This is a genomic window from Sphingomonas sp., from assembly GCF_017304615.1.
In the GTDB taxonomy this organism is placed as follows: Bacteria; Pseudomonadota; Alphaproteobacteria; order Sphingomonadales; family Sphingomonadaceae; genus Sphingomonas.
The window spans coordinates 271,774-298,541 of the sequence record NZ_JAFKLZ010000001.1; the positions used below are offsets into that span (position 1 = coordinate 271,774).

Annotated in this window: 31 protein-coding genes; 15 read left to right on the plus strand and 16 right to left on the minus strand. The window is 63.5% G+C overall.

Annotation, left to right across the window (positions count from 1 at the left end; translation table 11 throughout):
• Positions 1 to 46 precede the first annotated feature (46 nt).
• The 10 genes from J0J06_RS01405 to J0J06_RS01450 all read left to right on the plus strand — a co-directional run bounded on the left by J0J06_RS01405 (position 47) and on the right by J0J06_RS01450 (position 7,103).
• Positions 47 to 901: an AraC family transcriptional regulator gene (locus J0J06_RS01405; protein WP_294039575.1), complete on the plus strand. Its 855-nt coding sequence runs from the start codon at positions 47 to 49 to the stop codon at positions 899 to 901.
• Between the two features lie 117 nt (positions 902 to 1,018).
• Complete coding sequence (locus J0J06_RS01410; RefSeq protein ID WP_294039576.1) at positions 1,019 to 1,519, plus strand: SUF system Fe-S cluster assembly regulator; 501 nt, start codon at positions 1,019 to 1,021, stop codon at positions 1,517 to 1,519.
• Complete coding sequence (gene sufB, locus J0J06_RS01415) at positions 1,519 to 2,982, plus strand: Fe-S cluster assembly protein SufB (RefSeq protein ID WP_294039577.1); 1,464 nt, start codon at positions 1,519 to 1,521, stop codon at positions 2,980 to 2,982. Before J0J06_RS01410 ends, sufB begins: the two co-directional genes overlap by 1 nt.
• Entirely contained in the window at positions 2,979 to 3,173 is a 195-nt protein-coding gene (locus J0J06_RS01420; RefSeq protein ID WP_294039578.1) for a hypothetical protein, read from the plus strand. The genes sufB and J0J06_RS01420 overlap by 4 nt, the downstream gene beginning before the upstream one ends.
• A 9-nt stretch (positions 3,174 to 3,182) precedes the next feature.
• Positions 3,183 to 3,575, plus strand: a complete 393-nt coding sequence (locus J0J06_RS01425) for a hypothetical protein (RefSeq protein WP_294039579.1) — start codon at positions 3,183 to 3,185, stop codon at positions 3,573 to 3,575.
• Position 3,576: 1 nt separating this feature from the next.
• The gene (gene sufC / locus J0J06_RS01430; protein ID WP_294039580.1) at positions 3,577 to 4,320 is read left to right on the plus strand and encodes a Fe-S cluster assembly ATPase SufC; all 744 of its coding nucleotides are present in this window, start codon (positions 3,577 to 3,579) and stop codon (positions 4,318 to 4,320) included.
• Positions 4,317 to 5,069, plus strand: a complete 753-nt coding sequence (locus tag J0J06_RS01435) for a SufD family Fe-S cluster assembly protein (protein ID WP_294039581.1) — start codon at positions 4,317 to 4,319, stop codon at positions 5,067 to 5,069. The genes sufC and J0J06_RS01435 overlap by 4 nt, the downstream gene beginning before the upstream one ends.
• The gene (locus J0J06_RS01440; RefSeq protein ID WP_294039582.1) at positions 5,066 to 6,277 is read left to right on the plus strand and encodes a cysteine desulfurase; all 1,212 of its coding nucleotides are present in this window, start codon (positions 5,066 to 5,068) and stop codon (positions 6,275 to 6,277) included. The genes J0J06_RS01435 and J0J06_RS01440 overlap by 4 nt, the downstream gene beginning before the upstream one ends.
• Positions 6,274 to 6,750 carry an SUF system Fe-S cluster assembly protein gene (locus J0J06_RS01445; RefSeq protein WP_294039583.1) on the plus strand — a complete coding sequence of 159 codons (477 nt, stop codon included), beginning with the start codon at positions 6,274 to 6,276 and terminating at the stop codon, positions 6,748 to 6,750. Before J0J06_RS01440 ends, J0J06_RS01445 begins: the two co-directional genes overlap by 4 nt.
• Entirely contained in the window at positions 6,750 to 7,103 is a 354-nt protein-coding gene (locus J0J06_RS01450) for an iron-sulfur cluster assembly accessory protein (protein ID WP_294039584.1), read from the plus strand. Before J0J06_RS01445 ends, J0J06_RS01450 begins: the two co-directional genes overlap by 1 nt.
• Here the strand turns inward: J0J06_RS01450 and J0J06_RS01455 are convergent.
• Genes J0J06_RS01455 through J0J06_RS01490 form a run of 8 tightly spaced genes read right to left on the minus strand, consistent with a single transcriptional unit; the run spans position 7,093 to position 13,596 of the window.
• Complete coding sequence (locus J0J06_RS01455; protein ID WP_294039585.1) at positions 7,093 to 7,404, minus strand: immunity 53 family protein; 312 nt, start codon at positions 7,402 to 7,404, stop codon at positions 7,093 to 7,095. The two genes, J0J06_RS01450 and J0J06_RS01455, sit on opposite strands and share 11 nt — an antisense overlap.
• On the minus strand, positions 7,404 to 7,856 hold the full coding sequence (locus J0J06_RS01460) for a MaoC family dehydratase (RefSeq protein ID WP_294039586.1): 453 nt from the start codon (positions 7,854 to 7,856) through the stop codon (positions 7,404 to 7,406). Before J0J06_RS01460 ends, J0J06_RS01455 begins: the two co-directional genes overlap by 1 nt.
• On the minus strand, positions 7,856 to 8,320 hold the full coding sequence (locus tag J0J06_RS01465) for a GNAT family N-acetyltransferase (RefSeq protein ID WP_294039587.1): 465 nt from the start codon (positions 8,318 to 8,320) through the stop codon (positions 7,856 to 7,858). Before J0J06_RS01465 ends, J0J06_RS01460 begins: the two co-directional genes overlap by 1 nt.
• Positions 8,314 to 9,222 carry a crotonase/enoyl-CoA hydratase family protein gene (locus J0J06_RS01470; RefSeq protein WP_294039588.1) on the minus strand — a complete coding sequence of 303 codons (909 nt, stop codon included), beginning with the start codon at positions 9,220 to 9,222 and terminating at the stop codon, positions 8,314 to 8,316. Before J0J06_RS01470 ends, J0J06_RS01465 begins: the two co-directional genes overlap by 7 nt.
• Positions 9,215 to 11,074 (minus strand): biotin carboxylase N-terminal domain-containing protein, encoded by a 1,860-nt coding sequence (locus J0J06_RS01475; RefSeq protein WP_294040797.1) that lies wholly within the window; start codon positions 11,072 to 11,074, stop codon positions 9,215 to 9,217. Before J0J06_RS01475 ends, J0J06_RS01470 begins: the two co-directional genes overlap by 8 nt.
• Positions 11,071 to 11,538: a nuclear transport factor 2 family protein gene (locus J0J06_RS01480; protein ID WP_294039589.1), complete on the minus strand. Its 468-nt coding sequence runs from the start codon at positions 11,536 to 11,538 to the stop codon at positions 11,071 to 11,073. Before J0J06_RS01480 ends, J0J06_RS01475 begins: the two co-directional genes overlap by 4 nt.
• 7 nt (positions 11,539 to 11,545) lie before the next feature.
• Positions 11,546 to 11,992: a hypothetical protein gene (locus J0J06_RS01485; RefSeq protein ID WP_294039590.1), complete on the minus strand. Its 447-nt coding sequence runs from the start codon at positions 11,990 to 11,992 to the stop codon at positions 11,546 to 11,548.
• Positions 11,993 to 11,994: 2 nt separating this feature from the next.
• A complete protein-coding gene (locus tag J0J06_RS01490; RefSeq protein WP_294039591.1) occupies positions 11,995 to 13,596 on the minus strand; it encodes a carboxyl transferase domain-containing protein in 1,602 nt (533 codons plus the stop codon).
• A 104-nt stretch (positions 13,597 to 13,700) separates the two neighbouring features.
• On the opposite strand from J0J06_RS01490, the gene J0J06_RS01495 reads away from it, so the two are divergent.
• Entirely contained in the window at positions 13,701 to 15,776 is a 2,076-nt protein-coding gene (locus J0J06_RS01495) for a M13 family metallopeptidase (RefSeq protein WP_294039592.1), read from the plus strand.
• A gap of 21 nt (positions 15,777 to 15,797) precedes the next feature.
• On the opposite strand, the gene J0J06_RS01500 is transcribed toward J0J06_RS01495, so the two are convergent.
• The 4 genes from J0J06_RS01500 to J0J06_RS01515 form a co-directional block, all read right to left on the minus strand.
• Positions 15,798 to 16,337 (minus strand): DUF4199 domain-containing protein, encoded by a 540-nt coding sequence (locus J0J06_RS01500; RefSeq protein ID WP_294039593.1) that lies wholly within the window; start codon positions 16,335 to 16,337, stop codon positions 15,798 to 15,800.
• A gap of 93 nt (positions 16,338 to 16,430) precedes the next feature.
• Positions 16,431 to 16,844, minus strand: coding sequence for a helix-turn-helix transcriptional regulator (locus J0J06_RS01505; RefSeq protein WP_294039594.1), 414 nt, complete (start codon positions 16,842 to 16,844; stop codon positions 16,431 to 16,433).
• A 17-nt stretch (positions 16,845 to 16,861) separates the two neighbouring features.
• A complete protein-coding gene (locus J0J06_RS01510; RefSeq protein WP_294039595.1) occupies positions 16,862 to 17,533 on the minus strand; it encodes an RNA methyltransferase in 672 nt (223 codons plus the stop codon).
• A complete protein-coding gene (locus J0J06_RS01515) occupies positions 17,530 to 18,684 on the minus strand; it encodes an isovaleryl-CoA dehydrogenase (protein ID WP_294039596.1) in 1,155 nt (384 codons plus the stop codon). The genes J0J06_RS01510 and J0J06_RS01515 overlap by 4 nt, the downstream gene beginning before the upstream one ends.
• A gap of 114 nt (positions 18,685 to 18,798) precedes the next feature.
• Between J0J06_RS01515 and J0J06_RS01520 the strand changes: the two genes are divergently transcribed.
• Entirely contained in the window at positions 18,799 to 20,247 is a 1,449-nt protein-coding gene (locus J0J06_RS01520; protein WP_294039597.1) for an amino acid permease, read from the plus strand.
• Here J0J06_RS01520 and J0J06_RS01525 read toward each other — a convergent pair.
• Both J0J06_RS01525 and J0J06_RS01530 read right to left on the minus strand, forming a co-directional pair.
• Entirely contained in the window at positions 20,236 to 21,063 is an 828-nt protein-coding gene (locus tag J0J06_RS01525; RefSeq protein ID WP_294039598.1) for an oxygenase MpaB family protein, read from the minus strand. The two genes, J0J06_RS01520 and J0J06_RS01525, sit on opposite strands and share 12 nt — an antisense overlap.
• A gap of 39 nt (positions 21,064 to 21,102) precedes the next feature.
• The gene (locus J0J06_RS01530) at positions 21,103 to 21,519 is read right to left on the minus strand and encodes a hypothetical protein (RefSeq protein ID WP_294039599.1); all 417 of its coding nucleotides are present in this window, start codon (positions 21,517 to 21,519) and stop codon (positions 21,103 to 21,105) included.
• Positions 21,520 to 21,822: 303 nt separating this feature from the next.
• On the opposite strand from J0J06_RS01530, the gene J0J06_RS01535 reads away from it, so the two are divergent.
• The 3 genes from J0J06_RS01535 (at position 21,823) to J0J06_RS01545 (ending at position 25,102) form a co-directional block, all read left to right on the plus strand.
• Positions 21,823 to 22,353 (plus strand): hypothetical protein, encoded by a 531-nt coding sequence (locus tag J0J06_RS01535; protein WP_294039600.1) that lies wholly within the window; start codon positions 21,823 to 21,825, stop codon positions 22,351 to 22,353.
• A gap of 2 nt (positions 22,354 to 22,355) precedes the next feature.
• Entirely contained in the window at positions 22,356 to 22,979 is a 624-nt protein-coding gene (locus tag J0J06_RS01540) for a hypothetical protein (protein ID WP_294039601.1), read from the plus strand.
• Positions 22,980 to 23,086: 107 nt separating this feature from the next.
• Entirely contained in the window at positions 23,087 to 25,102 is a 2,016-nt protein-coding gene (locus tag J0J06_RS01545; RefSeq protein ID WP_294039602.1) for an ATP-binding protein, read from the plus strand.
• A 37-nt stretch (positions 25,103 to 25,139) separates the two neighbouring features.
• Here J0J06_RS01545 and J0J06_RS01550 read toward each other — a convergent pair whose 3' ends face one another.
• Both J0J06_RS01550 and J0J06_RS01555 read right to left on the minus strand, forming a co-directional pair.
• Positions 25,140 to 26,489, minus strand: a complete 1,350-nt coding sequence (locus tag J0J06_RS01550; RefSeq protein WP_294039603.1) for a hypothetical protein — start codon at positions 26,487 to 26,489, stop codon at positions 25,140 to 25,142.
• Positions 26,490 to 26,524: 35 nt separating this feature from the next.
• Positions 26,525 to 26,767 (minus strand): hypothetical protein, encoded by a 243-nt coding sequence (locus tag J0J06_RS01555; protein ID WP_294039604.1) that lies wholly within the window; start codon positions 26,765 to 26,767, stop codon positions 26,525 to 26,527.
• Position 26,768: the final 1 nt, after the last annotated feature.

The window sequence follows — 26,768 nt, forward strand, 5'->3', positions numbered from 1 at the left end:
CGTATAAAAGCGACATCACGAAAGCAGAACAAGGGGCGCATCTTTCGTGAGTGATATTGGGCTCGACTACCGGGTTCCCGGACCCGATGTTGCCGACTACGCAACCCTATTCTATTACTTCTACACCGATTTGGCGGTGTTCGAGGATATGGAGCGCGCCGATCACGCGCAGATGCGGTTCCGTCTCGACGACGGCCCCGCCGAATATCATTTCCCCGACGGCACGGTACAGCAAGCGCCGTTCGTCCATATCATCGGCCCGACCAGCACGGCGTTCAAGGTGCGTGCGCAAGGGCCGATCCGGCTGTTCGGCTGGGGTATCACCGCAGGCGGCTGGGGCGCGATGATGGGCGGCGACGCGTCGAACGCGCTCAACCGCATGCTCGACGGCGCCGCGGTGCTCGGTTTGCGGGTTTTGGAGGCGCGCGCGCGACTACAGGCGGCGCGCGATTTCGACGAAATGGCGGCGATCGGGGCTGCGCTGCTTCGCGAATTCGTCGGCGGCGCGTGCCCCGACATGGTGCGGTTCGCGCGGCAAGTCGATGCTTGGCTGGAGAACAGCCGATCGCCCGAGATCGATGATCTGATCAGCGCGACCGGGCTGTCGCGGCGTCAGATCGAGCGCAAGTGCAACGCGATCTATGGTGCGCCCCCCAAGCTGCTGGCGCGCAAGTTCCGCGCGTTGCGCGCGGCGGTCGCGATGCGGGGGTACGATCTGAGCTTCGACGATGCGATCGGGCATGGTTTCTACGACCAGTCGCATTTGATTCGCGAGGTCAAACAGTTCACCGGTCTGACCCCCAAGCAAATTCGCGACGAGCCGACCGCGCTTGCGGCGATCACCGTCGCCCAGCGCACTGCACTCGGCGGGCAGGTGAAGTCGCTGATTTCCGAGACCTAGGCCCGGAATCGGGTTGACGGCGCCGTCTAGCGCGCCCATCTGCCAATCAGATCGATTTGATCTGATTTGAGAACCGTTCGCAACAGTCTGCTTTGTTGCGCCTAGGGCTAACTACAAATGCGCCTTTCGAGCCTTGCCGACTATGCGGTCGTGATGATGTCCGCCGCCGCGCGGCATTGCGGGGGGATCGGTCGCCTCAACGCGACGAGCCTGGCCGACGAGACCGGGCTGCCGTTGCCGACTGTGCAGAAACTGGTGAGCAAGCTGAGCGCCGCGGGGCTGATCGAGAGCCAGCGCGGCACCGGTGGCGGCTTTCGTTTGTCGCGGCCACCCGCGACGATCACGCTGGCTGACATCGTAGAGGCGATCGAGGGGCCGATCGCGATGACCGCGTGCGTCGATCACGGCGCGCACGATTGTTGCGTCGAGCATAGCTGCAAGGTGAAGCCCCACTGGAACGCGGTGAACGGCGCGGTGCGCGGGGCGCTGGCGGGGGTTTCGTTGGCGTCCTTAGCTAACCCGTGCTCCGGGGAAGGCCGGAGCGCTGGCGAACATAGCGACGTTCTTTCTTCCCAACGCTCCGGCCTTCGCCGGAGCACAGCGGGAGCGGTTGCATAATGGCCACCAAGAACGCCGAGGCGCATGCCGCCGCGAACAAGACGTACGAATGGGGCTTCTCCTCGCCAGTCGAGCAGGAGTTCGCGCCAAAGGGCCTGTCCGAGGATACTGTCCGCTTCATTTCCGCCAAGAAGAACGAGCCCGCATGGATGCTCGACTGGCGGCTGAAGGCGTATCGGCTGTGGCTAACGATGGAGATGCCTGACTGGGCGAAGCTCAACGTCGACCCGATCGATTACCAGGACGCTTATTATTACGCCGAGCCGAAGGTGAAGCCGAAGCTGGGAAGCCTCGACGAGGTCGATCCCGAGATCCTGAAGGTTTACGAAAAGCTCGGTATCCCGATCGAGGAGCAGAAGGTGCTCGCCGGCGTCGAGGGCGCGCGCAAGGTCGCGGTCGATGCGGTGTTCGATTCGGTCAGCGTCGCGACCACCTTTCGCAAGGAACTGGAGGCGGCGGGCGTCATCTTCCGCTCGATCAGCGAAGCGATCCGCGAATATCCCGACCTCGTCCGCAAATGGCTGGGCAAGGTCGTGCCGCCGCATGACAATTACTTCGCGGCGCTCAATTGCGCGGTCTTCAGCGACGGGACGTTCGTTTACATTCCGGAGGGTGTGCGCTGCCCGATGGAGCTTAGCACCTATTTCCGCATCAACGCCGAGAATACCGGCCAGTTCGAACGCACGCTGATCGTCGCCGACAAGGGTGCGTACGTGTCGTATCTCGAAGGCTGCACCGCGCCGATGCGCGACGAGAACCAGCTCCACGCGGCGGTGGTCGAACTGGTCGCGCTCGACGATGCCGAGATCAAGTACTCGACCGTCCAGAACTGGTATCCGGGCGACGAAAATGGTCGCGGCGGGATCTATAATTTCGTCACCAAGCGCGCGCTGTGCCAGGGCCGGAACAGCAAGGTGTCGTGGACGCAGGTCGAGACCGGCAGCGCGATCACCTGGAAATATCCCAGCTGCATCTTGAACGGCGAAAATAGCGTCGGCGAATTCTATTCGGTCGCGGTCACCAACAATTTCCAGCAGGCCGACACCGGCACCAAGATGATCCACAACGGCAAGGGATCGCGGTCGACCATCGTGTCGAAGGGGATTTCGGCGGGGCGCTCCGAGAACACCTATCGCGGGCTGGTGCGCGTGGCGCCGGGCGCGGAGGGCGTGCGCAACTTCACCCAGTGCGACAGCCTGCTGCTCGGCGACCGCTGCGGCGCGCATACCGTGCCATATATCGAAGTGCGCAACCCCTCGGCGCAGATCGAGCATGAGGCGACCACGTCGAAGATCAGCGAGGATCAACTGTTCTACGCGATGCAGCGCGGGCTCGACCAGGAAGCGGCGGTCGCGCTGATCGTCAACGGCTTCGCGCGCGAAGTGCTGCAGCAATTGCCGATGGAGTTCGCTGTCGAAGCGCAGAAGCTGCTGGGGATTTCCTTGGAAGGGAGCGTCGGATGATGGACGGTCATGGTTGCGACGGGGGTGGTCATTGCGGCGGGCACGCTGCTGCGGACAGCTGGGGCGATGCTGGCTGTGCGACGGGTGCCGATGGCAGCATGCCCATCCCGAAGCCAAAGCGCCTTGAAGTTAACGGCGCGCCGGTGAGCGAGACGAAGAATGAGTTCGTGATGAAGAAGCCGAGGGTCTGAAGTCATATTATGATCGCCTTCGCCCTTACCGCCGCGACGACGGCCGACCCGACCGATTTCGACGCGCTCAGCAAGGCGGTCGCGAAGTGCGATCGCGCGGTCGTGACCAAGACGGTCACCGACACGATCGCGCGGCACTCGACCTTCCTGATCGACGCCTATGCCGAACAGCGCGCGATCGCGGCGGCGCGGGGCGATTTCGCCGAGCGGCGGCGCAAGCTGCATTCGGGCGAGAAGACCGGCGACACCGAAGCCGCGCTGACGCTGGCGCGCGAGGCGCTGGACGACCGTCAGCGCGCGCTGGACGACCTCCGCACGCTCGACCGGCTCGAACAGGACATGATGTATTACTTCCGCCAGCAATATCTGACGCAGTGCGCTGGCCGCGGGACCGAGAAATAAGATGCTGAAGATAGAGAACCTCCACGCCGAAATCGACGGCAAGGAAATCCTGAAGGGCTTGAGCCTGACCGTGAATGCGGGCGAGGTGCACGCGATCATGGGGCCGAACGGCGCGGGCAAATCGACGCTGGGCTATGTGCTCGGCGGGCGGCCGGGCTATGAGGTGACCGCGGGATCGGTGACGTTCGATGGCGCCGATCTGCTGGAAATGGAACCGCACGAGCGCGCCGCGGCGGGGTTGTTCCTGGGGTTCCAATATCCGGTCGAAATCCCCGGCGTGTCGAACGTCCAGTTTTTGCGCGAGGCGCTCAACAGCCAGCGCCGGGCGCGCGGCGAGACGGCACTGTCGGGCGGCGATTTCCTTAAAGTTGCGCGCGAGCAGGCGGCGGCGCTGTCGATGGATGCGGAAATGCTCAAGCGGCCGGTCAATGTCGGTTTCTCGGGCGGCGAGAAGAAGCGCAACGAAATGGTGCAGATGGGGATCGTCGCGCCGAAGCTGGCGGTGCTCGACGAGACCGACTCCGGGCTCGACATCGACGCGCTGCGCGTGGTCGGCGACGGCATCAACCGGATCATGCGTAGCGCGGACAAGGCGGTGGTGCTGATCACGCATTACCAGCGGCTGCTCGATTACGTGCGGCCCGATTTCGTCCACGTGCTAGAGGCCGGGCGGATCACGCGGTCGGGCGGGCCGGAACTGGCGCTCGAACTCGAACGCGAAGGCTATGGAGCGGTGGCGGCGTGACCTTGCTCGCGCTCCCTACGCGCCGCGACGAGGCGTGGCGGTACAGCGACCTCGACGCGCTTGCCGGGGCGTGGCCGGTCGCCGGGCCGGAAGTCATCCGTGTCGCGGCGGGCGAGGAGATCGCGCGGCTGATCGTGCAGGATGCGGCCGCCGATGCGGTCGCGGTGAACGATTTCGTCGTCATCCTCGAACGCGACGCGCGGGCAATCTTCAGCGTGCTCAACATCGGCGGGAAGTTCGGGCGCGTGGCGATCGACGTGACGTGCCACGAGGGCTCGCATTTCGAACTCGCCGGGGCGATCATCGGCGGGGGCGACCAGACGCTGGAGATCGTAACCACGCTCAACCATGTCGAGCCCAACGCGACCAGCAACCAGGTCGTCCGCACGGTGTTGGGCGGCAAGGCGACCGGATCCTATCTCGGCAAGGTCGCGGTGGCGCGCGATGCGCAGAAGGTCGATGCCGGCCAGTCGGTCAAGGCGATGCTGCTGACCCGCACCGCGACCGCCAACGCCAAGCCGGAACTCGAAATCTTCGCTGACGACGTAAAGTGTGCGCACGGCGCGACGGTCGGCGAGCTGGACGCGAATGCGCTGTTCTACCTCCAAAGCCGCGGCATCGCGCCCGCCGACGCCAAGGCGATGCTGCTCCGCGCATTCATCGGCAGCGTGTTCGACGGGATCAAGAACGACGTGCAGCGCGATGGCGTCGAGGCGGTCGCGCAGGCGGCGCTGGAGCGGATATTGTGAGCGTGCTCGCTGATACCCGTCCCCTCGACGTGCTCGCCGATTTTCCGGCGATCCCGGCGGGTTGGGCATATCTCGATACGGCGGCGACGTCCCAGAAGCCGCGGCCGGTGCTCGACGCGATCAACCGCGCCTATGGCGAGACCTACGCGACGGTGCATCGCGGCGTGTATCAGCGATCGGCAGACATGACGCTGGCTTATGAGGCGGCTCGGCGGCGGGTGGCCCAATTCATCGGCGGCGAGGAACGCGAGATCGTGTTCGTGCGCGGCGCGACCGAGGCGATCAACCTGGTCGCGCAATGTTGGGCTGGCGAGCAACTCAAGGCGGGCGACCGCATCCTGCTCTCGGCGCTGGAGCATCATTCGAACATCGTCCCGTGGCAAATGGCGGCCGAACGCGTCGGCGCCACGATCGACGTCGTGCCGCTGACCGAGGACGGACGGATCGATCTCGACGCGATGGCGGCGATGATCACGCCGCAGCACAAACTGGTTGCGCTGGCGCATGTGTCGAACGTGCTCGGCTCGGTGCTCGACGCGACGCGTGCGACCGCGATCGCGCACAGCGTCGGCGCGAAGATCCTGCTCGACGGGTGCCAGGCGGTGCCGCGGATGGCGGTCGACGTCGCCGCGATCGGCTGCGATTTCTACATATTCTCGGGGCACAAGCTTTACGGTCCGACCGGGATCGGCGTGCTGTGGGGACGCTACGACTTGCTCGACGCGATGCCGCCGTATCAGGGCGGCGGGTCGATGATTGATCGCGTGACATTCGCCAAGACGACCTATGCCCCGCCGCCAGGCCGGTTCGAGGCGGGAACGCCGCATATCGTCGGGGTGGTCGGGCTGCACGCCGCGATCGACTATGTCGATGGCATCGGCCTCGATCGCATCCACGCGCACGAGACCGCGCTCGTCGCCGCCACCCGCGAGCGGCTGGGCCAGATCAATTCGGTGCGGCTGTTCGGTCCCGCCGATGCCGCCGGGATCGTCAGTTTCGCGGTCGAGGGGGTGCATCCGCACGACGTCGCCACCATCTTGGACGAAGGATCGGTGGCGATCCGCGCCGGGCACCATTGCGCGCAGCCGCTGATGGAGATGCTCGGCGTGCCCGCGACCGCGCGGGCGAGTTTCGGGGTCTATAATTCGCTGGCCGATGTCGAGGCATTGGCGGCGGGCGTGGAACGAGTGACGAGGATCTTCGGATGAGCATCGAAGAGTTTGGGGAACGCAAGATTGCCGTGGAAGAAGTGGACGCCGTGGAGGCGCCGCCCAAGGCGCGCGTCGAGGGTGCGAGTGAGACGTTCGAGCGCAAGCGCGACTATCTCGCCGGGTTCCTGGCGCAGAAGCCCGAACCGCTGGCTGGCGGCGAGCCGGGGGGTGAACTCTACGAAGCGATCATCGCGTCGCTCAAGGAAATCTACGATCCCGAAATCCCGGTGAACATCTACGACCTCGGGCTGATTTACGGCGTCGAGGTGACCGACGACGGCCATGCAGCGGTGACGATGACTTTGACCACGCCGCATTGCCCGGTCGCGGAATCGATGCCGGCCGAGGTCGAACTGCGCGTCGCCAGCGTGCCGGGGGTTGCCTTCGCCGACGTCAATCTAGTGTGGGACCCGCCCTGGGACCCGGCGAAGATGTCCGACGAAGCCAAGCTCGAACTGGGGATGCTGTGATGGCGACGACCTTGCGCCCGCGCCCCGCCGCGCTGATCCTGACCCCGAACGCGGAGGCGCGCATCGCCGCGTTGATGGCGAAGGCGCCGGAAGGGGCGATCGGCGTCAAGCTGTCGACCCCGCGCCGCGGTTGTTCGGGGCTGGCCTATTCGGTCGATTACGTCACCGACGCCAAGCCGTTCGACGAGAAGATCGAGACGCCCGGCGGCACGCTCTACGTCGACGGCGGGTCGATCCTGTATCTGGTCGGATCGACGATGGACTGGGTCGAGGACGACTTCGCCGCGGGCTTCGTGTTCCAGAACCCCAACGCCAAGGGCGAATGCGGGTGCGGGGAGAGTTTTACGGTCTGACTGACGCGCCCGTTGCCCAACGTTTGAATTGGTAAATTAACGACTCAAGATGGAGCGGTCCGCCTACGCCGACGAACTTGTTGTTTTCGGTTCGACACATCCACCAATCGGAGTCGTGTTCATAATTGTGAGTTACTTCCGCTAAGGTTCGACCGTCGAGTTCTGTATCGGCCAAGTCTACCTTCAAGCTCCAGCCCGGATTATCTATCGTGTCGATCGTCACTCCGTAGCTGTGCTCCCAGTCGTCGTCGCAATGCGATCTATACCAGTTCATCAGCCAGCCGACGGCGTCGTTTGCCATCACGCCGCTCTCCGCAACAACAACGCCGTCCGCAGACACTCGCACACCACTTCGTCGCGCTGGTTGTGCATTTGGTGCTTCCACGTCACCAGCCCCGCGTTCGGCCGCGACTTGCTTTCGCGAAGCTCGGTCACTTCGCTCGTCGCGTGGAGCGTGTCGCCGATGAACACCGGCTTGGGCATCACCAGTTTGTCGTAGCCCAGGTTCGCGACCAAAGTGCCCATCGTCGTCTCCGCGACGGTGATCCCGACCATCAGGCTGAACGTGAAGGTGCCATTGACCAGGATGCGGCCGAACTCGCTGGCCTTCGCGGCCTCGGCGTCGAGGTGGAGCGGCTGCGGGTTGTGCGTCATAGTCGACCAAAGGAGGTTGTCGGTCTCGGTCACCGTGCGGCGCAGGGGGTGTTCGATCGTCTCGCCGACCCTCCATTCGTCGAAGAATTTGCCCGGCATCAGTGGGTCTCCGTCAGGTAGAGCTTGAACCCGGCATGGCTCTTTTGCCAGCCGAGCCGTTCGTAGAAGCGATGCGCCGCGATGCGATCGTTGTTCGACGTGAGCTGCGCCATGTAGCAGCCGCGCTCGCGGAAGCGCTCGATGGCCCAGGTGATCAGTTGCTCGCCCAGTCCCTGGTCGCGGCGGTCGGCGGCGATGCGGACCGCCTCGATCTGCCCCCGCCACGCGCCACGATTGAGCAGGCCGGGAAGGAAGCTGAGCTGCATCGTGCCGATCATCGCGCCGTCGATCTCGGCGACGATCAGGCGCTGGTTGGGATCGGCCTGGATCGCAGCAAAGGCTGCAGCATAAACCGAGTCGAGCGGTGGGCCGGGGTCGTCCCTGCGCCCACCGATCTGATCCTCTGCGAGCAACCGCACGATCGTCGACAGGTCGTTCTCGGTCGCATCGCGATACGTCACCACTCGAGTTCATCCAGCCACGGCGAAAAGTACGGCAAGTCGCTGGAAACCTTGTCGGGATAGTCCGCATCGCGCTTTTCGAGGAACGACGCGACGCCCTCTTTCGCATCGGCGCTCGATCCGCGCGACCACACCAGGCGGCTGTCGAGCCGGTGCGCGTCCATCGGCGACGCCGCGCCCATCATCCGCCACATCATTGCTCGCGTCAGTGCGACCGACACCGGTGCGGATTGCGTGGTCAATTGCTGCGCAAAGTCGCGTGCAGCACTTATCAGGTCGCCCCGCGCGTGAACTGATCGCACCAGTCCCGCTTGCTGCGCCTCGACCGCTGACACCAGCCGCCCCGAATAGCACCAGTCGAGCGAGGTTGAGATGCCGACGAGGCGCGGCAGGAACCAGCTCGACGCCGCTTCCGGCACGATCCCGCGCCGCGCGAACACAAAGCCGAACCGCGCAGTGTCGGCGGCGAGGCGGAAATCCATCGGCAACGTCATCGTCGCGCCGATCCCGACGGCCGCGCCGTTGATCGCGCCGATCACCGGCTTCTTCGACTGGAAGATGCGCAAGCTCAGCATCCCGCCGCCGTCGCGCACCCCGGGATGGTCGTAATCGACCGATCCGTCGGGGCGCAGCGGCGAGCTGGCCTGGCCGAAATCGTTGCCGCGCTTGGCATAGTCGAACGTCGCTGCGCCGCTCGACAGGTCCGCACCGGCGCAGAAGGCGCGATCGCCGCTGCCCGTGACGATCACCGCACGGACCTCGTCATCGGCATCGGCGCGGTCGAACGCGGCGACCATTTCCCGCATCATCTGCGCGGTGAACGCGTTCATCACCGCCGGGCGGTCGAGCGTGATCGTCAGGATGCGATCGGTGAGATCGATCGCAACCTGCTCGGTTTCAGCCATCGGCTTTCCCGATCCGAACGAGCAGCGCGTCGACTGGGACCTGCGCGCCGGCCGCCGCGTTGAGTTCCGCGACGATGCCGTCGAACGGCGCGACCAGGCCGTGCTCCATCTTCATCGCTTCGAGCGTCAGCAGCTTCTGGCCCTTGGTCACGACGTCGCCCGCCGCGACGTCGACCGCAATGATGCGGCCCGGCATCGGTGCCAGGATCGCGCCGTCGCCAGACGCGCCGCTTGACCCACTGGATGCTCGAAAAATCATGAACTGCCGAGGGAATGCGTTGGCAAAGACATTAGCGAAGTCGCCGGGTTCGTCATCAGGCACATCTGTCAACGGAACTGAATATCGCTGGCCGCCATCGTCAACCAATTCTGCAACGGCTCGATCAGGCGAGTTCAACCTGAGTCCAGTCAGCCGTGCCCACGGACCCCGCCCGGGCGTTGCAGACAGCATCGCCGCAATTTGCTTCAAATGCTCGGGGTCGGCGGGGAGCGGCTGCGTAACTTGATCGCCTAATCGTGCAATCAGTCCGGTATCGAAATCGGCGTCATGGACGGAGTCCTCTGACAGCAATTGCCACAGAAACCCGGCATTCGTGCGTACGGGCCAAACGGCAATGAGTTTCAAGCCATTGATCAACCTGTCTAAAGCGGCTGCTCGCGTCGCGCCCTTTGCAATCAGCTTCGCGATCATGGGATCGTAGAAAGGGGAAACCTCGCCGCCCTCTTCGACTCCTGTTTCGATACGTAAGGTATCGGGTAAGAAAAACTCCTCGAGCCGGCCGATCGAGGGTAGGAACCCCTTGGCCGGATCCTCGGCATAGAGCCGCGCCTCTACCGCCCAACCGTCGATGCTCAGCTCATCCTGCGTTTTCGGCAACGGCTCGCCCGACGCGACGCGCAACTGCCATTCGACCAGGTCCTGGCCGGTGATTTCCTCGGTCGCCGGATGCTCGACCTGCAGCCGGGTATTCATTTCCATGAACCAGATGCGGTCGGCGCGCAGGTCCTCGCTCGCGTCGGCGATGAATTCGATCGTGCCCGCGCCGACATAGTCGACTGCTTTTGCTGCGCGGACTGCCGCAGCACAAATTGCTTCGCGCGTCTCGGCATCCATGCCGGGGGCGGGGGCTTCCTCGATCACCTTCTGGTGGCGGCGTTGCAGCGAACAGTCGCGTTCGAACAGGTGGACGACGTTGCCGTGGCTGTCGCCGAACACCTGCACCTCGATGTGGCGCGGCGAGAGGATGTATTTCTCGATCAGCACGCGGTCGTCGCCGAAACTCGACGCGGCCTCGCGCTGGCAGGACAGGAGCGCGTCGGCGAAGTCATCCGCGGCATCGACTCGCCGCATACCCTTGCCGCCGCCGCCCGCGACGGCCTTGATCAGCACGGGATAGCCGATCTTATCGGCTTCGGCCTTGAGGTGATCGGGTCGCTGATCCTCGCCCAGATAGCCCGGCGTTACCGGCACGCCCGCCGCGATCATCCACTCCTTCGCGGCGTCCTTCAGGCCCATCGCGCGGATGCTGGCCGGGTTGGGGCCGACCCAGATGAGGCCGGCATCCTGCACTGCCTGCGCGAAGTCGGCATTCTCCGACAAGAAGCCATAACCGGGATGGATCGCCTCCGCCCCGGTGGCCTTGGCCGCAGCGATGATCTTGTCGCCCACCAGATAGCTCTCGCGCGCCGGCGACGGCCCGATATGCACCGCTTCGTCAGCCTGGCGGACGTGCAGCGCGTTGGCGTCGGCATCCGAATAGACCGCGACGGTGCGGATGCCCATGGCGCGCGCGGTACGGATGATGCGGCAAGCGATCTCGCCGCGATTGGCGATGAGGAGCGAGGAAATCACTGCGCGGGGCATCCCGTCGTGCGCGACGAGAAGGAGATGTTCATGATCTTCCACACGCCGCTTTCGCGAATCAGATCGAAATGGTCGATGCCGCAGCTGGTGATCTTGCCCCCGACGCGCACGGTGAACGGAGCCCAGACCATCGCGATGTCGCCGTCGATGTCGATTGCCGGGTCGGTGATGCGTTCCTGGAAAGTGGCGTCGGGCTTCACCCGAGCCGCGAATTCGCTGAAGCTCATGCGCCGAACGCCCCTGTCGCTGGCCGCCGTCACGCGCCCGTCGGGATAAACGTAGCGGAGCATCGCCACGGCATCGCCGCTTTCGAACGCGGCGAAGACCGCTTCGATCGGGGCCAGCACCTGTCCTTCTTCCGACGTGGGCGGGGGCAGGGGATTGGCGGGCGGCAGCTTGTCGCTCGATTGCGCGGCGGCTGCGAGCGCGAGGGCGATCAGAATCGGCATCATACTCTCCTCAACACGCGGTACCCCAGCTAACCTTGACTTGGCGGCTGTGGGTGCCGTCGCTCATCGTCAGTATCCCGCTGCCTTCGACGCTGTCGGCTTCCTCGTGGCTCTTCGTCTTGCCGACCGGTCGCATGCTGAGCCGGCGCGCACCGCAATTCACCGTTACACCGCCACTCTCGAAGTCCTGAACGTCGGCCGGGCGGCAGACCTGTAGACCCTTCGCGCCGGATGCGGTGCGCAGAATGAAAGTCTGGTTGATGATGTAGATGAAGGTGTCGTTGCCCTGGCTGATCGACGTTTCGCATCCGCTCTCGCCGGTCGTCATGTCCTTCTCGCTGAGGGGTAGCAGTGGCGGGGGCAGTACCGTGCGTTTCGTCGCAGACACGCCTGGCGTAACGATACTGGCGAGCAAAATGGTCGCAGCGGCGATGTGAAATTTGCGCGTCGTCTTCATCCTCACATCCGGAACACGCCGAAACTCTGGCGCTCGGGGATTGGGGCGTTGAGCGTCGCGGCGAAGGCGAGGCCGAGGACGTCGCGAGTCTGCGCAGGATCGATGATGCCGTCGTCCCACAGCCGGGCGGTGGCATGCCACGGATTGCCTTGCGCTTCATAATCGTCGCGGATCGGTTGCTTGAAGGCTTCGGTCTGTTCGGGCGTCCAGGTCGCGGCGTCGCGGTGGACGGTCGCCAGCACCGATGCCGCCTGCTCGCCACCCATCACGCTGATCCGGCTGTTCGGCCAAGTGAACAGGAAGCGCGGAGAATAGGCGCGGCCCGCCATGCCGTAATTGCCCGCGCCGAAGCTGCCGCCGATCAGCACGGTGATCTTGGGCACGGTCGCGGTCGCGACGGCGGTGACGAGCTTCGCGCCATGTTTCGCAATGCCTTCCGCCTCATACTTGCCGCCGACCATAAAGCCGGAGATGTTCTGGAGGAACAGCAACGGGATGCGGCGTTGCTGCGCGAGTTCGATGAAGTGTGCGCCCTTGACCGCGCTTTCGCTGAACAGGACGCCGTTGTTCGCCAGGATCGCGACCGGCATGCCCCAGATATGCGCAAAGCCGCACACGAGGCTCGACCCGTAGAGCGCCTTGAACTCCTGAAACTCGCTGCCGTCGACCAATCGCGCGATGATCTCGTGCACGTCGTACGGCGCGCGGACGTCCTGCGGAATGATGCCGTACAAATCCTCGGCGGCGAACTTTGGCGGCCGCGGCTCGCGCAGGTTCACGTCGGCGCCGGTCTGCGGCTGCAAGGTCGAGACGATGTCGCGCACGATCGTCAATGCGTGTTCGTCATTCTCGGCGAGGTGATCGACCACGCCCGACTTGCGCGCGTGGAGATCGCCGCCGCCCAGATCCTCGGCGCTGATCACTTCGCCTGTCGCGGCCTGCACCAGCGGCGGCCCGGCGAGGAAGATCGTGCCCTGGTTGCGGACGATCACGCTCTCGTCGCTCATCGCCGGAACGTACGCGCCGCCCGCGGTGCAGCTGCCCATCACGCACGCGATTTGCGGGATGCCTTTGGCCGACATGTTGGCCTGGTTGAAGAAGATGCGCCCGAAATGGTCGCGGTCAGGGAACACCTCGGCCTGATGCGGCAAGTTCGCGCCCCCGCTGTCCACCAGGTAGATGCATGGCAGGCGGTTCTGTTCGGCGATCTCCTGCGCGCGGAGATGTTTCTTGACCGTCATCGGGTAATAGGTGCCGCCCTTTACCGTGGCGTCGTTGCACACGATCATCACTTGCCGCCCCGACACGCGACCGACGCCCGCGATCATGCCCGCGCCCGGCACGTCGCCGTCGTAGAGGTCGCATGCGGCGAGCTGGCCGATCTCGAGGAACGGCGAGCCCGGATCGAGCAGCCGCTCGACACGATCGCGCGGGAGCAATTTGCCACGCGCCTTGTGCCGCTCGCGGCTCTTCTCGTTGCCCCCCAGCGCGGCTTGCGCGACATCGCCGCGAAGCCGTTCGGCCAGCGCGCGATTGTGCGCCGCGTTGCTGCGGAATTGTTCGTTGTCTGGGGACAGCTTGGTGTCGAGGACGGGGGCGCTCATGACCTTCTGCCTAGCCGCGCATCACTGCATTGGGAAGCGCTGGAACCGCTCGGCATGTTAGTGTAGCGACTCGGTCATACACCCGTTCAGGAGAGGGTTTCCCGATGAAGCGTTCCGTTCTCGCCGCCATGTTGCTCGCCCCCACCGCCGGCGGTGTCGCCGTCTGGCAATCGCCCGCGATTGCGCAAGCTGTCGCTGGAACCAAATCGGGCGTCGAGCGGTCGCTGATCGACACCAATGTCAAGCCGGGCGACGACTTCAACGCCTATGCCAATGGCGTGTGGCTGAAGACCGCCGAAATCCCGGCCGACCGCTCTTCGATCGGGGTCGGGCTCGACGTGTCGAAGGTGGCGGAAGCGCGGACCGCTGACATCATCCAGAACGCCGGGTCGGCCAAGGCCAAGGCCGGCACCGACCTGCAGCGGATCGCCGATTATTATGCGGCGTACAACGACACCGCGGGGATCGAAGCGCGCGGGACCGCGCCGATCCAGCCGATGCTGGCCAAGATCGCGGCGCTCAAGACCAAGGCGCAGCTGTCGGCGATGCTCGGTGCCAACCTGCGGTCCGATACCGACCCGTTCAACAACAACAATTATGCCTCGACCAGCAACCTGTTCGGCTTGTTCGTCGGCGGCGACTTGAACCGCGGGACGGTCAACGTGCCGTACCTGATGCAGGGCGGGCTCGGGCTGCCCGACCGCGATTATTACTTGTCGTCGACCAAGGACATGGCCGAGGTGCGCGAAGGCTATAAGGCCTATGTCGCGAAGCTGTTCTCGCTGGCCGGCATGAGCGACGCGCAGGCCCGCGCCGACCGCGTCTTCGCGCTCGAGATGAAGATCGCCGAAGCCCAGACCGACATCGTCACCGCGCAGGACGCGCACATGGGCAACAATCCGTGGAAGCGCGCCGACTTCGCCGTCAAGGCGCCGGGGATCGAGTGGAACGCGTTCTGGACCGCGGCGGGGCTGCCCAGGCAGCAGGACTTCATCAACTGGAACCCGGCCACGACGACGAAGCTCGCCGCGCTCGTCGCCAGCGAGCCGATGGCGTCGTGGCAGGACTGGCTCGCCTTCCACCAGATCACCCAATATACCTCGGTGCTGCCCAAGGCGTTCGACGCCGCGTCGTTCGACTTCTACGGCAAGCAGTTGAACGGGACCGCGGCACCACGTCCGCGCGACAAACGGTCGATCAGCGCGGTCAACGGCGCGCTGGGCGTCGAGGTCGGCAAGATCTACGCCGCGAAATATTTCCCGGCGTCGTCGAAGGCGGCGATCAACACGATGGTCAAGAACATCGTTGCCGCGTTCGACCGCCGTATCGTCGCGCTCGACTGGATGGCGCCGGCGACCAAGGCGGAGGCGCGCAAGAAGCTCCAGGTGCTGAAGGTCGGGATCGGTTACCCCGACGTCTGGCCGACGCGACCCTATTACGCGGTCAGCGCGACCGACCCGCTGGGCAACGCGCAGCGCGCGCGGCTGTCCGAATATCGCTACCAGATCGGCAAGATCGGCAAGACGCCCGACCGCGGCGAGTGGTGGATGACGCCGCAGACGGTCAACGCGGTCAATCTGCCGCTGCAGAATGCGCTGAACTTCCCGGCCGCGATCCTGTACACGCCCTATTACGACGCGGGGTTCGAGGACGCCGCCAATTACGGCGCGATCGGCGCCGTCATCGGGCACGAGATCAGCCACAGCTTCGACAATCTCGGATCTGATTTCGATTCGACCGGCCGCCTGCGCAACTGGTGGACGCCGACCGATCTCGCGCGGTTCGAGGCGTCGGGCAAGGCGCTTGCCGATCAGTATGATAAGTACGAAGTGCTGCCCGGCCTGTTCGCGAAGGGAGAGCAGGAGCTTGGCGAGAACATCGCCGACACCGCCGGCCTCACCGCCGCGTACGAGGCGTATCACGCGTCGCTCGGCGGCAAGCCGTCGCCGGTGATCGACGGGCTGACCGGCGACCAGCGCTTTTTCCTCGCCTTCGCGCAGAGCTGGCGGACCAAGATGCGCGAACGCTCGATCCGTGCGCGCGTTGCGACCGATGTCCATGCGCTGGCGTTCCTGCGGACGGAAACGGTGCGCAACCTCGACGCCTGGTACGGCGCGTTCGACGTCAAGCCGGGCGATAAGCGCTATCTGGACCCCAAAGACCGCGTCCATGTCTGGTAAGCGGGCAACCCCGCGCGTGGTCTAGCTGCGCGCGGGGAACAGCCGCGGATTGCGCAACAGAGCCGCCGAGACGAGGGCGACGAGCAGGCCGACCGGCCCGACTTCCATGAAGGTCATCGGTATGCGGATCAGCGGGTTGGCGTACATTGTGCGCATGCCGTCGAACTCGGCGGTCATTTTGGCGATCTGTTCGGCGCTCTTGCCGCTCGCGTGTGCGTCGCGCAGCATCTTGGCGATATAATCGTCCATGAAGCGATAATGCGTGATTGCGAGATATGCTTCCCAGACCAGCACGTAACCGATGCAACCGATCAAGGCGATCAACAGCCCCAGGCCGAGCGCGTGCGAGAATTTGATCACGCCGCCACCTTCGACGTCGCGATAACGCTTCACCCCGACGAACACGAAGCTCATCGCGACCAGCATGACCGAATAGCCGAACGTCAATGTCGCGACGAACGCGACGCGTTCGTGCAGCGTACCGATGACGGCGATGAAGGCGGCGAGGACGGCGGCGGACAGGCCACCGTAGATCAACGAATACCGGAGCGTCTGGTTCATGGCATTCCCCTGCGACTGGACGGCGCAATCATCGCCGCCCGCCAGCCAACGCACTATCGCCCGAACGGGTGATTTACGCGAATCGCGCGCTCGTCATTCGATCAGCGACAGGAAGCGCGCCTTCTCGATCGCCTTGACCCGGCGGTCGACCTCCAGCTTGGCGAACAGGCTGGCGAGGTGGGACTTGATCGTGTTGGGCGACACGCCGAGCGCCTTCGCCAGTTCCTCGTTGGTCCGGCCCGAAGCGAGCAGGCCGAGCACCTGACACTCGCGGCGGGTCAGGCCGAGCGACGCGACCGCCGCTTCGTTGCGCGCGAACGGCGCGGCGGGCTTTCTGGCGGTCAGGCGATGACCTACCCATAGGCCCAGCGCAGTGAACCCGAGCGCGATAAGTCCGACATAGAGATCGGTCGAAATCTCGGAAGCGGCGTAACGGAACTTGAGTTGCTCAAGAGCGACCGCGGCGGACGCCAGGCCCAAGCCGTAAAGCAGGACAGTGCGCCACATTGCGGTCGCCGCCTCGCCTATCGGTCTTTTGGCGCTAACATCGTGGGCAGCGGTTTAGCCCGCACGCCCCGTTTGTCCCGCAGCCGATATTTGCTCTGATATTCGCGCCGCTGTTTGGCGACTTCATATAGAACGATGCCAGACGACGTGCCGAGGTTGAGGCTCTCGATCATGCCGAACATCGGGATGCAAACGCACATCTCGCTTCGCGCGACCGCACGATCACTTATCCCGACGGCTTCGCTGCCGAACCAGACTGCCAGCTTCGTGAACTCGGTATAATCGCCCTCATGAAGGAAGATGCTCCTCTTTCCTTTCACGTGAGGCGAAGTGACGATGGATTTGAAGTTCTTAAATTCCAGATGATCGAAACACGCATCGGTGCTGTCGAAACGCTTCACGAAACTCCATTTGACAGCTGAAACCGAAGTTTTGCTCAGGGATTTACGCTCGCGCATGTCTTGCCAGTCGTCGGGCAGCGAGTGTCTTTCATCGACCACGTACACTTTCTCGATCCCCAACGCGTTGACGTTGCGGATCACGGTGCCGATGTTTCGGATGTCGGAAGGGTTCTCGATGACCGCGATCAAGTTTTTGCACCGGAACTGCTTGATCGCATCGGCCCGGCGTCGCGCCGAACTTTTCTCAACCGGGAGACTTGCTCCGTCAATCGAGTCAATCTCGCTCATTGCCCCGCCCCGATCAATTCGCGCCCGATCAGCATGCGGCGGATCTCGTTTGTCCCCGCGCCGATGTCGAGCAGCTTGGCGTCGCGCCAATAGCGTTCGACCGGCCAGTCCTTGGTATAGCCGGCGCCGCCCAGCGCCTGGATCGCTTCGCCCGCGACCTTCACCGCGCTCTCGCTCGCGAGCAGGATCGCGCCAGCCGCGTCGAATCGTGTCGTCAGCCCGGCGTCGCAATTCTTCGCCACGGCATAGACATACGCCCGCGCCGAATTGAGCGCGACGTACATGTCGGCGACCTTGGCCTGCATCAGCTGGAACTGGCCGATCGCCTTGCCGAACTGCTTGCGTTCGCGGACGTACGGCACGACCACGTCGAGGCAGGCCTGCATAATGCCGAGCTGGATGCCGGCGAGCACGGTGCGCTCGTAGTCGAGCCCCGACATCAGCACGCCGACCCCGCCGTTGAGCGGGCCCATCACATTTTCCTCGGGCACTTCGCAATCGTCGAACACCAGTTCGGCGGTCGGAGAGCCGCGCATCCCGACCTTGTCGATCTTCTGCCCGATCGAGAAACCGGGCATGTCCTTTTCGATCAGGAACGTCGTGATGCCGCGCGATCCCTCGCCGGTCTTGGCGTAGACCACGAGCGTGTCGGCATAGGCCGCGTTGGTGATCCAGAACTTGGTGCCGTTGAGGACGTAGCCCCCCTGAACCGGCTCGGCCTTGAGCTTCATCGATACGACGTCGGACCCGGCGCCGGCTTCCGACATGGCCAGGCTGCCGACATGCTCGCCGGAGATCAGCTTGGGGAGATACTTCGCCTTCTGCTCAGGCGACGCCCAGCGGCGGATCTGGTTGACGCACAGGTTCGAATGCGCGCCGTAGCTGAGTCCGATCGAGGCGCTGGCGCGCGACACTTCCTCGCACGCGACGACATGCTCGAGATAGCCGAGGCCGAGCCCGCCATCCTCCTCCGGCACAGTGATGCCGTGCAGGCCGAGTTCGCCCATCTCCGGCCACAGGTCGCGCGGGAACCAGTCCTCGTGATCGATCTTCGCGGCGAGCGGCGCGATGCGGTCGGCGGCGAAACGCCGCGTCGTGTCGCGGATCATATCGGCATTCTCGCCGAGGCCGAAATCGAGGGTCGCGTCCATTATCGGTAGCTCCAAACCGTTCGCCCTGAGCTTGTCGAAGGGCTGTGTTTTCTATCTAACCCTGTGCAGAAAGTGCAGGCCTTCGACAAGCTCAGGCCGAACGGGAGGGTTTGCATGTCGGGTCTTTTTCGCCGCAAGTTGATCACCGAGCAGCCGCCCGAGCATCAACTCGCGCGGACGCTGAGCTGGCCGCACCTCGTCGCCTTGGGCGTCGGCGCGATCGTGGGCACCGGCATCCTGACGCTGATCGGGGTCGGCGCGGATCGGGCGGGGCCGGCAGTGCTGGTCAGTTTCGTCGTGGCGGGCGCGATCTGTGCGTGCGCGGCGCTGTGCTATGCCGAAATGGCGACGATGATCCCGGCGTCGGGCAGTGCCTATACCTACAGCTATGCGACGTTGGGCGAGGTGATCGCCTGGGTGGTCGGTTGGTCGCTGATCCTCGAATATTCGCTGGTGGTGTCCGCAGTCGCGGTTGGCTGGTCCGGCTACGCGGTCGGCTTCCTCCATGGAATAGGCATCGATCTGCCAGCGTATCTGGCGCACGGCCCTGCGCTTGCCGGGGCGAAATGCACCGGCACGACGAGCGCCGCCAGCTTCGGGATCAATTTGCCCGCGGTGTTGATCATTGCCGTGGTGGCGGGACTGCTAAGCTTGGGAACGCGTGAAAGCGCGCGCGTCAATACGCTGCTCGTCGTCATCAAGATCGTCACGCTGGCGCTGTTTGTCGCGGTGGCACTGCCGCATTTCGACGCGGCCAACCTGAACCCCTTCGCGCCTTACGGTTATGCCAGTGGCGCCACAAAGTGCGATCCTATCGGCGGCAGTTGGGTAAAACTCGGCGTGATGCCGGCGGCGGCGATCATCTTCTTCGCGTTTTATGGCTTCGATGCGATCTCGACCGCGGCGGAGGAAGCGAAAAACCCCGATCGGGATTTGGCGATCGGGATCGTCGGATCGATGATACTCTGTACCGCCATCTACATCGTCGTTGCCGCCGCCGCATTGGGCGCCCTGCATTTCACCAAATTCGCCAGTAGTACCGAGCCCTTGGCGCTGATTCTGCGCGAGGTCGGACAGGGGAAGGTCGCGACCATCGTCGCGGCTGCGGCGGTGATTGCTCTCCCGACGGTGATCCTTGGCTTCCTATATGGGCAGAGCCGAATCTTTCTGGTGATGGCCCGCGATGGCTTCCTGCCGGCGGGTCTTGCGAAGATATCGCGCCGCGGTACGCCAGTGCGGATCACGGCGGTGACGGCGGTTTTGGTGTCCATTCTTGCCGCGCTCGTCCCGCTCGACGTCATCGCCAGCCTGGCCAATGCCGGGACGATCTGTGCCTTCATCGCCGTGGCCGTGTGCGTATTGGTACTGCGGTGGCGGGAGCCCGAGGGACGGCGGCCGTTCCGGACGCCGCTCGCATGGCTGGTGGCGCCGGGCGCGATTTTGGGCTGCCTCTATCTTTTTACCAGCCTGCAGAGCATCACGCAGATCTCGTTCTTCGTGTGGAACGCGATCGGGCTGGCGATCTACATACTCTACGCGCGCCGCCGGTCGCTAGTCGCGTAACGCCCAACGCACCGTCTCGGCGATCCCGCGCGTGCCGAGACGGATCGCGGGCTTGCTCAGCGTCGGCGTCGGAAGGCCATGCATCCGCCGCGCCCAGTCGGGCAGCAACTCGATCGCGGCGTTCATCGTCAGCGCCTGGAACGGCACCAGCGCGAGACTCGGCGCGCGCTGGTGGAGCAACAGGTTGAGCACCTCGCGGCTCCGCTCGTCCGACTTCAATTCGGGCAGGAAATCGGCGATCAGCGCCTCGGCCTCGGCGCGGCTCCTGGGCACGGGAGCCGCGCCTAGCAACTCGCCGATCACCGCGATCTCGGCGAAATATCGGTCCTGGTCGGCCAAGCTCATCCCGGGCTCGCCGTAGCGTATCCAGCCGGCGAGAAAGCTCGTCGCCTCCGCCACGTGCACCCAGGCGAGCAGCCGTGGATCGTTCGCCGAATAGGGCGTCCCGTCGGGCAATGTCCCCGACACCTTGTCATGGATGTGCCGCACGCGCTCGATCTGCGCCTCGGCCGAGCTTCGCGTTTCGAACGTCGTTTGCGCGATGAAGCGCGCGGTGCCGCGCAGCCGGGCGTTCATGTCCTCGCGGAACCCCGAATGGTCCCACACCCCGGCCAGCACCTTGGGATGCAGCATTTGGAGCATCAACGCGGCGATCCCGCCGACCATCATCCCCGTCACATCGATATGCACGCGCCAACTCACCGAATCGGGCGCGAACAGACCGCTGCCGTCGCGCGCCAGCTCGATCCGCGGGCTGGCCGGATCGGACAGCAGCCCGCGAATCCGTCGGGCGATGGCGGAACGAATGCCTAGCATCGCCCGACGATAGGGAGATGCGCTCCCAAGGGCGAGGGGTCAGACGGCGGTGGCGAGCAGAGGATAGACGTCGCGCCGCTCCATCGCGAGCAGAGCCTTAACCTGAGCCGCCATCGCGCGCGTCGCATCGCGATAGCCGTCCCAATCGGCGGCGATGTCGGCGCTGCTCCAATCCCCGATGTGGCGATTGGAGGCCGCGAATATGTCGCCGATCCGTTGGCGGAGCTGGCGTGCCGCCGCGCCGTGGGCGGGGGTCGGACCAGCGGCTAAGAGCGGGCACAGCTTGCCGTCGATAAAGTTGAGCCGCACGCGCGCGTGTCGCGCCAACGCCGTCCGGCGCTTGCCGAGGTCAACCAAATCGGGTTCGTCGGAACGCAGCGCCGCTTCGAGCGCGTGGAGTGCGGCGGAGAATTGCTGATTGATCTCGTCGAGTTCGGTGGCGAGCGCCAAAGTCATCGAATCACCTTCGCATTCCGGCGACAGCTGGAATGGCTCACAATTGAATTGTCCGAATCCCGCTCCTGCGGAAGCACCGTCGCTATCGCTCTCCGGCGAATGGTGACCCCTACGGGAGGGGGTGGCGGGTTGACGCTACGAGGGAGAATAGCCTGGGAGGGTCCGACGCGCAAACGCGTTTTGGACCACCCGTTTGTATCACTTTGAAGAGAAATTCGAGGGCGCCTTTCGGCTGAACCGGAAGGTGAAATGAACTGCGCTTCGCGCCTCAGCCAGCGACGACGCGCTGACCCTGGAATCTCAATGACTGACCACAATGACATGATTAACGTGCCTGCTACCGAAGTGGGTGCGGCAACACTCGCCTTCGCTAGGAAGGCGGGCTGGACGATAGACCGCAGCGTCACGTTCGCGCTCCCGCCCGAGCACTGGGCTTTCCACTATGTCCCGGCGGCCGAATTGCTGTTGCTACCCGTGGCTGGCTCGCACGCCAAGGCTTTCGAGCCGACTGCCAGCGCCGTTCGCCAAGCGCGCAGCGATGCCATTATCGTCAGCCTCGGCCATGCGGCATCCGGCGAGCGACAGGTCTTCGCCTCGATATGCATTTGGTCGAGCATCGGTGTCGTCCGTTACGGGCCGCATCTGCCGTGGCTAAGTACGAGCGGAGATTTGTGGCTCGTGCCCGATCCTCGCGCGCGCGTCGACGAGGAGCCGTCGTTCCTGCTCACCACCGACCGGCTCGTGCCGAAAACGCTCCCTGCCACCAATGATCTCGATCGGCGGCGCGGCCTTGTCGCGGCGCGACAGTTCTTCAACGCCGAGATGGAGGGCTGACCATGTCGAAGTGGATCAGTCCGGGCGAAGCCGCCGACATGGTATATGACGACCCTGCCAAGCTGGGCGGTGATACCGATTTCAAATTCGCCATTTATTGGGCGCGCGGCAGGGATGGCGCGACCAACAGAGTCTCGGACCTGGCGCGAGCCAAGCTCCAGCCGCGACGGCCAACCGATGAGGAGGTTGCAGCAGCAGGTTCGGAATGGGCGATCACCGCTCACGACCACCGTATCGTCCTAGCGCCACGCACGGCAGATGTGCCTAGTCCCCGCCGGCTGTTTGAGGATTACGACGCCGATATGGCGCCGGGTCAGAACATCACCGCAATCGTGCAGACGCTCGTGTTTCCAAAGGATCGCACGATCCATGACCAGATGGACATGACCCTGGCTTATGCCCTGACGTTTCTTCGACCGAAGCAACTGTCGTCGATGATCGTTCAGCATCGGGCTGGCGGTAGCCGCTCCGCACGCCTTCCTCATACCCATATCGTGACGCTGACGGCCACGGCGGATGCAGCGGGGTATTCGGAGGAACATGCGATGTTCGCGGATGCACCCGCTGAGATGCACCGCCAGTTCGAGGCAGACTGGCGGCGCTTCGTTAAGGCCTATCCGGCCTAAGCACTAAAAATGCAGATGTGCGATTGAGCCGGTTGCGGTAGCAATCGGCTCAATTTTCTCGCTTGTTGCCGACGGCGCAGGCCAAGTTTGCTTTCCAGGGAACGACAATGACCTCGATGCAAGGCGATATCGTCAATCGCGTGAAGCGGCTTCCCAAGCCGTCGCAGGCTGCGGAGGCGCTGCAACCGGTCTTTGAAGCTGTGAGCAACTCACTCCACGCAATCGAGGACGCTTACGGCGAAAGCCTGTTCCAGACCAAAGGCTCGATTGCGGTTACGATCAACAACCCGCGATCGCCGGACGAGATCGAGATCATCGTCGATGACAATGGGATTGGACTCGAGGCGCCTCGCTTCAAGGCGTTTTGCACAACTGACACCGACTATAAAATGTCGCGCGGAGGTAAGGGCGTCGGCCGCCTTCTGTGGCTCGATGCGTTCGAGAAAATTAAGGTTGTCAGCGCCTTTAGAGAGAATGGGGCGGTCTGGCGGAGGTCGTTCACCTTTCGGCTAGAATCTCAGGATCAGATTACTGAGGAGTCCATGGTCGAGGTCGGTGGTCCTGAGAATCCAACTGGCACGTCGGTAACATTCTCGGGTTTACGCGGAAGCGCCTATCGCAGTAAATTTCCCAGCCAGGGCGCGACGATCGTCAAGCACTTCGGCTCTCACTTTTTCGCCGATTTTATCCTCGGTCGCTCGCCAAAGATTGTTGTCGATATCGAAGGGAACTCGACAACCTTCCCAGAGGAAATTCAGAACCTCAAGATCGAGGACCGGGGCATCGCCACTCTATCGACGGGGGAGTTTGGCGACCTCTCGCTGGCGAGTTTTGTCTGCCACAAGAACGCCAGCGCCAACTTCGACGGTCTCCACCAAATTCACTTGGTCGCCAACGGTCGCACCGTTACCACGCGCAAAATTGATGGGTTAATCGGGATTGGCCGCTTCGGTGCCGAAGCCGATCAGGTTTATCACGGTTGCGTGTCCGGTGATTATCTGGACGAGCGTGTCAACCAAGAGCGGACCCAGTTCAATTTCGACGAATCCATCGTCGAAGAAATCGTGCGCGAATGCGCCGGATATGTGCGCTCGACGGCTATCGGAGACGAGGTTCGCGAGTTCGATGATCATCGCCTCGGAACGCTGCGCAGCTTCGTCAATGAATATCCATCGTTCGGGTTTGAAGCCGCCGAGCAATTGCTGGAACGAACCCCAAAGAACGCGATCAAACCCGAGGAGTTTGCCCGCGCCCTCATCCCGTTCCGAATTCGCCGGGATAAGGAGCGAAATGACACGATCGAGCAGATCGTGGCTCAGCTCGATGGCAATCAAACGATACCAGCCGATTTCGCGGCCTCCGTGCGGCAAGCCGCCGACGAGATTCGTGCGGAGGAACAGCGGCAGCTCACCGAGTATGTCCTCCGCCGGAAGACCGTCCTCGATGTGATGGAAGTGCTGCTTCGGCGCATTCGCGAGCGCGAGGACGGCTCGCAAAACTTTCAGCTTGAGGAAACGTTACACCAGTTCATCTGCCCCATGAAGCTGCGGGGCGATGATCCGTCGAAGGTGGAGCAATCCGACCACGATCTGTGGATAATCGACGAACGACTGACCTTTCAGAAATACTTCGCGTCCGACGTGCCCTTCACGCAGATCCTGGTCGGAGAGGACAGCACGAAGCGTCCGGATTTGCTGATATATGATCGGCTGTATGGTCTAGGCGCGGAGGGTGAGGACCCGCTGACAAAGGTCATGCTAGTGGAGTTCAAGCATCCCGGCCGCAGGGATTACGAGGAGCGATATTCGCCGATGAACCAGATCAGCGAATACATCACCAAGCTCAAGGCGGGCCAGATCGAGGATTTCAATAATGCGCGAGTGCGCATTGCCGACGATTGCGTTTTCTACTGTTACGTTGTCGCCGATATCGTCGGAAAGCTGGAAATTCACACAAATGGCTGGCGCACTACCGCAAACGGACGCGGGCGTATTCAGGAGCTAGGCGGAAAATTCCGGGGTATCGTTGAGGTTATCGAGTGGAAGGATTTGCTCGCTGACGCGCGGCTACGCAATCATGCGTTTCTACACGCGGCTGGCCTGCGCTTCGATCGCCACCCGTAGGAAATTAATATCTATGTTAGCTACGCTAGGTCGGGCGCTACGAATCGCTTGTAACGAAACACGTTCGCGCCAGGTGTGAAAGATCGAACATATGGGCGGCCCTGAACTCGGTTCGCGATAGGAGATCGCGGTCGAGCGTGCCGTTTGGACGGAGCGCGATCGAGCCAATGTCGGCGAGGAAAGTCCGAGCCGTCGCTTGGGCCTGGATAGCCCATTGGGTGGGGTGTCGATCAGCAGCAGTATCGTTGTTGAGATCTACATCCTGCAACATCGCGCGTCGCGCAGCGTCGCCGAGGTTGATGGCACGCGTCCATAGCTTGCGGTCAATTGAGGCCGGGAATGGTCGCCGGGCAGCTGACCACAGATCATCGCTCATCGTGCCTCGGGCAATGATGCGGGCCATCGCCGCTTCCTCTTCGGCAAAGCGGTAGCAGGTTACGAACAGCGCAGCGACCGGGCTCAGGTTGGCGAACTGCCATTGGTGGATGGTAGCCTTGTGCGATTGGTCGGCAGTATCGGCTTGGAGCGCGCCTATGATGGTCGCTGCCTGTTCGGCAATCGCAACGGTGCGCTCCTTCACGATCGTTTTGGCGCCGTCCGTCATCCGCTGCTCGAGAGGAGCCGCGACGTCTTCGACTGTCGCGATCAGCGGCCCTTTGGGACCATGGATCTGCACCTTTTCCTTGCCGGCTTCACTGGCGAGGTCGGCGCTTCGATAGAGCCGATCGATGGAAAATTCTGCACGCTTCATCAGATTGACCACGTCGGCGACAGTGTTCATCGCGCCGAAAATCTTCATGAACCACGGAATAAGCAGTCGCTGGACATCGTCGCGACCGTGAACGGCAACCCGCTGGACATCGGCTGCCGCCCAAATCGCCCGCAATCCAGCCAATGCCGCAACGAGCGATGGCGTGCTCTCAATTGAAGATTGCTCGAACAGAAATGCCGCAGCCGGAAAGTCACCAAGCATCGCGGCGGCGTAGAGAGCGGGTGATTGTGATCGGATCGTCCACATCGTCTCGGCGATGCGGTCAATCGGGCCGATCGTTCGGGTTACTTCCGCGATGGTCGCGGCTACAAACCCCGTTTCGTCACGAGTTCCGCGTGGATTGCGCGCGATCAACGCCCGCAGATAGGGGGCGACGTATTCAATCCGGTCCGGAACATCCGATACGTTGAGTCGCGCATAAGCCGGAGCATACAGTCCTGGTGCCAGGGGACTGCGGTCGACGTTACGGATCGCCATCCCGTGGCGCTCATCCTCCGCCACGCTACCGTGCAAATGCGCATCGACCCAACGTTCCTGGAAGTCGGGTAACCCGTCCAGCTTGTCAGCCAGATCGTCATTGAACATGACTCTTGCCGCCCGAGCGGCCTCGGTCATGGGGTTCGGATCGTCTGAACCGGCCATTGTAGATACTACTCTGTCACTGCCATGCTGTCGTCATTGCTCGTCAAACGACCTAGCTCTTCGAGCAGCTCTGCGAGGTCCACGCCAAGCGCGGTATATGCATTTTCAATATATCTATATTCCGTAGCATCCCAGTTACCCTCGTCGATCGCACGCGCCATCGTGGCGGCCCGCGCATCGATGCGGGTCTGACGGTCGTAGAGTTCCTTGCTGCGACGCAGAACCGCGTCCAACTCATTTGCAGCGATCATA

Bases quoted from the DNA above. Each gene is read 5' to 3' on its own strand.
- J0J06_RS01410 (WP_294039576.1), top strand. From the start codon at position 1,019: ATGCGCCTTTCGAGCCTTGCCGACTATGCGGTCGTGATGATGTCCGCC.
- sufB (WP_294039577.1), top strand. From the start codon at position 1,519: ATGGCCACCAAGAACGCCGAGGCGCATGCCGCCGCGAACAAGACGTAC.
- J0J06_RS01420 (WP_294039578.1), top strand. From the start codon at position 2,979: ATGATGGACGGTCATGGTTGCGACGGGGGTGGTCATTGCGGCGGGCAC.
- J0J06_RS01425 (WP_294039579.1), top strand. From the start codon at position 3,183: ATGATCGCCTTCGCCCTTACCGCCGCGACGACGGCCGACCCGACCGAT.
- sufC (WP_294039580.1), top strand. From the start codon at position 3,577: ATGCTGAAGATAGAGAACCTCCACGCCGAAATCGACGGCAAGGAAATC.
- J0J06_RS01445 (WP_294039583.1), top strand. From the start codon at position 6,274: ATGAGCATCGAAGAGTTTGGGGAACGCAAGATTGCCGTGGAAGAAGTG.
- J0J06_RS01450 (WP_294039584.1), top strand. From the start codon at position 6,750: ATGGCGACGACCTTGCGCCCGCGCCCCGCCGCGCTGATCCTGACCCCG.
- J0J06_RS01455 (WP_294039585.1), bottom strand. From the start codon at position 7,404: ATGGCAAACGACGCCGTCGGCTGGCTGATGAACTGGTATAGATCGCAT.
- J0J06_RS01460 (WP_294039586.1), bottom strand. From the start codon at position 7,856: ATGCCGGGCAAATTCTTCGACGAATGGAGGGTCGGCGAGACGATCGAA.
- J0J06_RS01470 (WP_294039588.1), bottom strand. From the start codon at position 9,222: ATGGCTGAAACCGAGCAGGTTGCGATCGATCTCACCGATCGCATCCTG.
- J0J06_RS01480 (WP_294039589.1), bottom strand. From the start codon at position 11,538: ATGATGCCGATTCTGATCGCCCTCGCGCTCGCAGCCGCCGCGCAATCG.
- J0J06_RS01485 (WP_294039590.1), bottom strand. From the start codon at position 11,992: ATGAAGACGACGCGCAAATTTCACATCGCCGCTGCGACCATTTTGCTC.
- J0J06_RS01490 (WP_294039591.1), bottom strand. From the start codon at position 13,596: ATGAGCGCCCCCGTCCTCGACACCAAGCTGTCCCCAGACAACGAACAA.
- J0J06_RS01495 (WP_294039592.1), top strand. From the start codon at position 13,701: ATGAAGCGTTCCGTTCTCGCCGCCATGTTGCTCGCCCCCACCGCCGGC.
- J0J06_RS01500 (WP_294039593.1), bottom strand. From the start codon at position 16,337: ATGAACCAGACGCTCCGGTATTCGTTGATCTACGGTGGCCTGTCCGCC.
- J0J06_RS01505 (WP_294039594.1), bottom strand. From the start codon at position 16,844: ATGTGGCGCACTGTCCTGCTTTACGGCTTGGGCCTGGCGTCCGCCGCG.
- J0J06_RS01510 (WP_294039595.1), bottom strand. From the start codon at position 17,533: ATGAGCGAGATTGACTCGATTGACGGAGCAAGTCTCCCGGTTGAGAAA.
- J0J06_RS01515 (WP_294039596.1), bottom strand. From the start codon at position 18,684: ATGGACGCGACCCTCGATTTCGGCCTCGGCGAGAATGCCGATATGATC.
- J0J06_RS01520 (WP_294039597.1), top strand. From the start codon at position 18,799: ATGTCGGGTCTTTTTCGCCGCAAGTTGATCACCGAGCAGCCGCCCGAG.
- J0J06_RS01525 (WP_294039598.1), bottom strand. From the start codon at position 21,063: ATGCTAGGCATTCGTTCCGCCATCGCCCGACGGATTCGCGGGCTGCTG.
- J0J06_RS01530 (WP_294039599.1), bottom strand. From the start codon at position 21,519: ATGACTTTGGCGCTCGCCACCGAACTCGACGAGATCAATCAGCAATTC.
- J0J06_RS01535 (WP_294039600.1), top strand. From the start codon at position 21,823: ATGACTGACCACAATGACATGATTAACGTGCCTGCTACCGAAGTGGGT.
- J0J06_RS01540 (WP_294039601.1), top strand. From the start codon at position 22,356: ATGTCGAAGTGGATCAGTCCGGGCGAAGCCGCCGACATGGTATATGAC.
- J0J06_RS01545 (WP_294039602.1), top strand. From the start codon at position 23,087: ATGACCTCGATGCAAGGCGATATCGTCAATCGCGTGAAGCGGCTTCCC.
- J0J06_RS01550 (WP_294039603.1), bottom strand. From the start codon at position 26,489: ATGACCGAGGCCGCTCGGGCGGCAAGAGTCATGTTCAATGACGATCTG.
- J0J06_RS01555 (WP_294039604.1), bottom strand. From the start codon at position 26,767: ATGATCGCTGCAAATGAGTTGGACGCGGTTCTGCGTCGCAGCAAGGAA.